Raw genomic sequence first — 6,883 nt, forward strand, 5'->3', positions numbered from 1 at the left:
CCGTCTGAATAAAATGTATACTGTGTCATGTTTTTATTGTGTTGTGCGAATTATGAACATCGATGGCTTGCGAATGCTGATGCAGACGAGAGAGGGGATGATGCCGTATATTGGTTTAGCGCTGATTTTATGTAATTTAATTTATTATATTATTTCCTCTTATTTTTAAGTGTTTGCTGTAATGAAAGTGATTTAGATAACAATAATATTTATAGTTGCACAAGACGTGCACAGTTTTAAAAAATTTGCTAGATAACATTTTATGCTTCAATCCTTTATAGTATGCGTGCTGAAAAAATGCAGGAAGACCCTCAGCTATGAATAATTCAACACCTCAACATGAGCCGTCATTGATTGAAGTCAATGAACTGAGCTTTAAGCGAGGGAAACGTGTCATTTTTGAAAATGTCAGTTTAAAAATTCGCCGTGGGCAAATTACGGCCATTATGGGACCTTCTGGTACAGGTAAAACCACATTATTACGCTTGATTGGTGGTCAACTGGCGCCCGATCATGGTGATATTTTACTGGATGGAAAAAACCTTGCAGATATGTCACGTCAGGAGTTGTTTGCTGCCCGGGCACGTATGGGCATGTTATTCCAAAGCGGCGCATTGTTTACCGATATGAGCGTGTATGAAAACGTGGCATTTCCATTGCGCGCGCATACTAAGTTACCAGAGCATTTAATTGCAGAACTGGTGGCGTTAAAACTCGAAGCTGTGGGTTTACGTGGTACAGAACAACTCATGCCTGCAGAATTATCGGGTGGGATGAACCGTCGTGTAGCCTTAGCACGTGCGATTGCTTTAGACCCTGAATTGATCATGTACGATGAGCCATTTGCAGGCCAAGACCCGATTGTAAAAGGTGTACTGACTCGTTTAATTCGTTCTTTACGTGAAGCGTTGGATTTAACCACTATTATTGTGTCGCATGATGTGGGTGAAACGCTGTCGATTGCTGACTACATTTATATTATTGCTGAAGGCGTGATTCAGGGCGAAGGTACACCTGCGGAATTACAACAGCATGAATCGGCATTTGTACGTCAGTTCTTAACAGGCGCTGCCGAAGGGCCTGTCGATTATCAATTTAGCCATCGGGCTTATTTAAGTGATGAGGTGCGTTCATGAATGCTATTGCCGCATTAGGTCAACGCGTCATTGAGCGTGTTCGTGGCATTGGTGTCGCCACCCAAATGTTGTTGCAAATCTTATTTTCCATGCCAACTTGGCTTGGGGTAAAACTGTTTGTTTACCAGATGTACCGTGTAGGCGTTATGTCCCTACTCATTATTGCGGTCTCGGGTTTATTCATTGGTTTGGTTTTAGGCTTACAAGGTTACTCCATTTTGGTCAATATTGGCTCGGAAGCCATGCTTGGTACCATGGTGTCTTTAACCTTGTTACGTGAACTCGCCCCTGTGGTTGCAGCATTGTTATTTGCAGGACGTGCAGGCTCTGCCTTAACCGCTGAAATTGGTCTGATGAAAGCTACAGAACAATTGGCCAGTATGGAAATGATTGGGGTAGACCCACTCAAGCGTATTGTATCGCCGCGTTTATGGGCGGGTATAGTTAGCCTGCCAATGCTATCCATTATTTTTGCTGCGATTGGCATTATGGGCGGCAAAATGGTTGGGGTAGATTTTCTGGGTGTAGATGAAGGTTCTTTCTGGGGTGGCATGCAAAGCAGCGTGCAATTCTATAAAGATATTTTTAATGGCACCATTATTAAAAGTTTTGTTTTTGCATTAATTTGTACCTGGATTGCAGTGTATCAGGGCTATGCCTGTGTGCCGACCTCAGAAGGCATTGCAACGTCGACCACGCGCACCGTGGTGTATTCTTCATTATGTGTTTTAGGTTTTGATTTTGTGTTGACTGCGGTCATGTTCGGAGGTGTTTAATGAAATCACGTACTAGTGAGCTGGCCGTAGGTGTTTTTGTCATTCTGACAGGCATTGCATTGTTTTTCTTGGCGATGAAAGTCAGTGGATTGGTCGGAACCAATTTACGTGACAGCTATAATATGACCGCAACGTTTGACAATGTGAATGGTTTAAAACCACGTGCTAAAGTCACCATGAGCGGTGTGACCATTGGGCGTGTGAATGACATCACCTTAGACCCTGTATCACGTTTGGCCACTGTTGAATTTGAGTTGGATGGTAAACTGACCAGTTTTAATGCTGAGCAATTAAAAACAGTGCAAAATTATGCAGTTGAAGAATTGCGTTACAGTGCTGAATACGAACAGGCAAGTCCTGAGCAACAAAAAGAAATGGAACAACAACTGTTGAGTAACATGAAATCCATCACCAGTATTGATGAAGATGCTTACATAATGGTTGCAACCAATGGTTTGTTGGGTGAGAAGTATCTCAAAGTTGTTCCAGGTGGTGGTTTGAACTTTGTGAAACGTGGCGAAAGCATTGCCAATACCCAAGGCACCATGGATTTAGAAGATTTAATCAGTAAGTTTATTACTGGCGGTGCAGCGAAAACATCCAATGCAGCATCAGACACAGATACAGCGACAGCTGAAACAACAGATGCAGAAGTGTCATTTGTTGAGTAATTGAGGAGATTGTCCGTGAAAACACTTTTAAAGCAAACTCTAGCGGTAAGTGTGCTTTCTACCATGTTGGCAGGTACTGCATTTGCTGCACCCGCAGAAGCGCCACCAGCTTTTGTGAAAAAAGTTGCCGATAGCTTGATTACACGTTTAAAAGCAGATCATGCTAAATTGCAGAACAATCCAGCATTGGTGAAAACCATTGTGCGTCAGAACCTTGACCCGTATGTAGATGCGCAAGCATTTACCCGTATTGTGATGGGGACTTATGCAACCAACCAATACAGCTCAGCGGCACAACGTGCACAGTTTGAGAAAAACTTCCGTGAAACCTTAATTGAGAACTATGGTACAGCGTTTGCGAAATTCAGTAACCAAACCTATACCATGCGTCCTTATAAGGCGACCAACAGCAAGAACCCTGTAGTGACCATCGACTTTGTTCACAATGGTGAAAAAATTCCTGTGTCATTCCAGTTGGCAGATAAAGGCAGCCAATGGAAAATCCGTAACATCAACGTTTCGGGTATTGATCTAGGTTTGCAATTCCGTAACCAGTTTGCGGCAAACGTGAAGCGTAATGGTGGCAATATTGATAAAGCTATTGCAACCTTTAAGCCAGATGCAGAAGCTGCGGTTGAAAAGAAAAAATAGGTTAGGTGTGGCGTGATTGAATTATCAAATCAGGAATTATGCGTTTCTGGAAAAATAGATTTCAGTAATGCTGAGCAATATTACCAAAAAGGCATACAGTTGATTCGTCAACAGCAACTACCTTTGGTAGTGAATTTGGCAAATCTGGAACAAGGCAGCACTTTGGCTTTGGCTGTTTTGGTGCAATGGTTGCGTCAGACACCAGAAGCCAAAGGCTTACAGTTTAAAGCTGTTCCTGAAAAAATGATGAAAATCATTCAAGCGTGTCATTTGCAAGATGATTTAAAACTGATCGCCTAAAACTGAAACCACAAAAAAGCACCTACTTGTAAGGTGCTTTTTTTATTGCGTTAATTTCCTTTCTTTACTAAAGGGAGGTTATGAGTGGTTGCAAACCTCTCTAACCCGCTGCTAAAAGGAGAAGAAAAATTGCAAACCTCTCCCTAACCCTCTCCTAAAAGGAGAGGAAATATAAAAGGCATCAAATCCATTTTTTCCATCTGAAGTAAATCAATGGGCCAATAAAGAAACCAATTAAAATAACACTGACCACAATAAAACTGGTGGTACCTTTGGCAAAAGGTAATACATCCGTGTTCATGCCGTAGACACTGGCAACTAGCATTGGTGGCGCTAACATGCTTGGTAAAATCGAGAATCGACGAATGGTGTCGTTCTGTTCAGTGTTAATGAAGCCCGAAGTCGTGTCGAGTAAGAAGCGCACTTTTTGGAATAAGAAAGCATCGTGTTCGACCAGTGAGCGTACATCTTCACTGAGTTCTCGAATGTCTGCATCGTAAATATGACTGCCTAACGCACGTGGACGTGCCAAGAAGGTCAGGACACGACGTAAATCAATCAAACACAGTTGGGCTTTCCCAAGCATATCTTCTAATTGCGCCAGTCGGGTAATCATGTCATCGAGGTCTAAAATTTGCTCACGATGGCGGTTATTTAGGACTTCTGTGGAATACTTTTCTAAGTCCTTGTGGATATCTTCCAAGATATCCGCAAGCTCGTCTAACTTAGCCTCTAGCAAGCCTAGTAAGACCCAAGTCGGGTCTTTGTAGTCAATTTCGTAGTCATTGCGTCGTGCCCGTGCCCGAAAAGCACGAAAAGCCACTAATTTTTCACCTCGTAGGGTAAACAGGTGCTCTTTATGCAGAATAAAGGCAACCGTTTGTACTGTGGCTAAAATACTAGAATTGTCTTCAGTTTCGCCATCGACCTGATAGTTTTTATTTTTAGTTAAAAAATAGGTACTAATGTGTAAAATACCGTCATCATCACGGTAGAATCGGGCCGAAGATGAAATGTCTTCCAAAGACTTTAATGTGGGTAAATTTTGTGAGTATGCGTCCAGTACCCATTGCTGTTCTTCTTGTGAAGGGGCAATTAGGTCAATCCAGACCAGATCTGGGTGCAAATCGAAACCACCATTAATGGTGGCATCTTCCAGACTACCGCGCTCTGTGGCATAAAAGGCTTCAAGCATTCGTCTTTTCTCCTCGCGCAGTATGGGTTTTTGTGGATGGGTGTATTTTAGACAAGGATCTTACTAAATACACTGCTCAGAATGCTATTTTATTTAAAAATCTCCCTGAAGTTTAATTTTATGGCATGACAGCCAGATAACATGGTGAAAAAATGATTGCGTCAATTGCTGTTTTCTGTGGCTCTGCCCCAGGAAAAGATTCTGTTTTTGCTGAAAATGCACGAAAAGTGGGGGAAACACTGGCGTTGCAGGGCAAAACCTTGATTTACGGTGGTGGACGTTCAGGCTTAATGGGTGTGGTGGCAGACGGTGCTTTGCAGGCAGGTGGTCGAGTCATTGGTGTGATTCCAGAGAGTCTGGCAGAACATGAGCTGGCGCATCCGCATTTGACCGAATTACATATTGTAGAAAACATGCATGCCCGAAAAATTAAAATGTCAGAGTTGGCAGATGCCTTTGTGGCTTTACCTGGCGGGGCAGGCACTTTGGAAGAAATTTTTGAACAATGGACTTGGGCGCAGCTAGGAATTCATTTTAAACCGTGTGCTTTTTTTAATGTCGATGGTTTTTATGATGACTTGCTGAAATTTTTACAACTGACTACAGTCAAAGGTTTTACCCAGCCACGTTTTTGTGAAGCGTTGATTGTGTCTAATTGTTTTGAACAGATTTTACAGCAGTTTGAGCAGTACCGTGTTCCTGAAATGAAATGGGAAGTACCTGAACTGGAATGGTTGCAACAAGAGTGATTGATATCAAATAACTATATTGACAAATATAGTCAAACACATACAATTTAGGTATTAAATTTTAAAAAAACTTGCAATGAAATACTTGACTGAAAGCTTAAAGAAAGTAGAGCAAGACCTTGCTTATTTTGTATCCCCTGAAAATAAAGATGGGTTTATTAAGGAATTTGCATCATGGGTCTATGGTGAGTGGTCAAAGAATGATTTCTATGAAACCGATATTGTAGATTTAGGCTATGATTGTTCTTCGTACCCTGAAAAAACGAATCAATCACTCTCCGATAAATGCCCCACCTATGCTGATTTTATTAATGCAAATACAGGCTTTTCTGAATGTACTCACGTTTCAGGACAAGGTATGCGCTGTCAAGAATATGAGGAAAAATTATTAGAGATTTTTGGTGAAGCTACTGCAAAAAAAATAGATGAATTAGTCGAGCTGTATAAACTAGAAGTGCCTGAAAAATACAAAAAACACGCTAAAAACATTAGTGAATTGATCTTTCATGAATTAGTAGACTATTCAGATGATTCAGAGCTTTACGATTTATGTGATTATATTTTATTTAAATATAATCAGTTAGGGGTTGCATCGCAACCTTATACATGCCCTGTTGTTGGATGGGATGATGATAATGACAGAGCAATATATTGTGATGAATCCATATTCAAAGACTATACACTCGAAGATTTTAAAAAGTTAGCGGAGATTGATTAATGTATTCTCCTGCTAAATTCGGTGAAATGATTGGAAAATCAGTCAAAACATTACAAAGATGGGATGCCGAAGGCACTTTAATTGCATTCAGAAATCCTAAAAATCGCAGATACTACACGCACGATCAATACCTTGAATATATCGGTATAAAAGCAACGGAAGCTAAATCGTCAGTAATTGTTTATTCAAGGGTATCTAGTGTTGCTCAAAAGTCCGATTTAGCTAATCAGGTGTCAGCTTTAGAAACTTTTTGTACTGTAAATGGCTATGCTGTTGATGATTGGGTGTCAGAGATCGGGAGTGGTTTGAATTATAAAAGAAAGAAATTCAATCAGCTTTTTCTTGATATTGAAATGGGTAAAGTTTCAATGCTTGTCATCGCTCACAAAGACCGTTTGGTGCGTTTTGGTTTTGAGTGGTTTGAATCTTTTGCTGAAAGACATGGTTGTAAAGTTATTATTATGAATCAAGAATCTCTTTCCCCAACGGAAGAAGTAACACAAGACTTGTTAGCGATTATTCATTGTTTTTCCTCTCGACTTTACGGATTAAGAAAATACAAAGAAAAAGTTAAAGAATTAGTGAATAGTAAGGAATAACTTTTTGAAACTAACACGCATCCACCATTGTAAAAACTTGAATGTGCAAAAGTACAAACAGCTTGAGAAACAAGCTGTTTTACTTGGT

At 40.7% G+C, this 6,883-nt stretch carries 9 protein-coding genes; 8 read left to right on the plus strand and 1 reads right to left on the minus strand.

From position 1 onward, the window contains the following. Positions 1–317 precede the first annotated feature (317 nt). From HHA42_RS10200 to HHA42_RS10220, 5 genes are read left to right on the plus strand one after another with little or no spacing between them, the layout of a single operon-like run. Positions 318–1,136 (plus strand): ATP-binding cassette domain-containing protein, encoded by an 819-nt coding sequence (locus HHA42_RS10200; protein WP_168419185.1) that lies wholly within the window; start codon positions 318–320, stop codon positions 1,134–1,136. After that, a complete protein-coding gene (gene mlaE / locus HHA42_RS10205) occupies positions 1,133–1,912 on the plus strand; it encodes a lipid asymmetry maintenance ABC transporter permease subunit MlaE (protein ID WP_168419184.1) in 780 nt (259 codons plus the stop codon). Before HHA42_RS10200 ends, mlaE begins: the two co-directional genes overlap by 4 nt. Then, positions 1,912–2,583: an outer membrane lipid asymmetry maintenance protein MlaD gene (locus HHA42_RS10210; protein WP_168419183.1), complete on the plus strand. Its 672-nt coding sequence runs from the start codon at positions 1,912–1,914 to the stop codon at positions 2,581–2,583. The genes mlaE and HHA42_RS10210 overlap by 1 nt, the downstream gene beginning before the upstream one ends. 15 nt (positions 2,584–2,598) lie before the next feature. Beyond that, positions 2,599–3,234: an ABC transporter substrate-binding protein gene (locus HHA42_RS10215; protein WP_178318815.1), complete on the plus strand. Its 636-nt coding sequence runs from the start codon at positions 2,599–2,601 to the stop codon at positions 3,232–3,234. Between the two features lie 12 nt (positions 3,235–3,246). Continuing rightward, the gene (locus HHA42_RS10220) at positions 3,247–3,534 is read left to right on the plus strand and encodes an STAS domain-containing protein (RefSeq protein WP_168419182.1); all 288 of its coding nucleotides are present in this window, start codon (positions 3,247–3,249) and stop codon (positions 3,532–3,534) included. A gap of 181 nt (positions 3,535–3,715) precedes the next feature. Here HHA42_RS10220 and HHA42_RS10225 read toward each other — a convergent pair whose 3' ends face one another. After that, the gene (locus HHA42_RS10225) at positions 3,716–4,729 is read right to left on the minus strand and encodes a magnesium and cobalt transport protein CorA (protein ID WP_168419484.1); all 1,014 of its coding nucleotides are present in this window, start codon (positions 4,727–4,729) and stop codon (positions 3,716–3,718) included. Between the two features lie 152 nt (positions 4,730–4,881). On the opposite strand from HHA42_RS10225, the gene HHA42_RS10230 reads away from it, so the two are divergent. From HHA42_RS10230 to HHA42_RS10240, 3 genes are all read left to right on the plus strand, one after another. After that, positions 4,882–5,478, plus strand: a complete 597-nt coding sequence (locus tag HHA42_RS10230) for a TIGR00730 family Rossman fold protein (protein WP_168526380.1) — start codon at positions 4,882–4,884, stop codon at positions 5,476–5,478. Positions 5,479–5,554: 76 nt separating this feature from the next. After that, a complete protein-coding gene (locus tag HHA42_RS10235) occupies positions 5,555–6,196 on the plus strand; it encodes a hypothetical protein (protein WP_168526381.1) in 642 nt (213 codons plus the stop codon). After that, a complete protein-coding gene (locus HHA42_RS10240; RefSeq protein WP_168526383.1) occupies positions 6,196–6,795 on the plus strand; it encodes an IS607 family transposase in 600 nt (199 codons plus the stop codon). Before HHA42_RS10235 ends, HHA42_RS10240 begins: the two co-directional genes overlap by 1 nt. Positions 6,796–6,883 lie beyond the last annotated feature (88 nt).

The organism is Acinetobacter sp. A3 (genome assembly GCF_012371415.1).
GTDB lineage: Bacteria > Pseudomonadota > Gammaproteobacteria > Pseudomonadales > Moraxellaceae > Acinetobacter.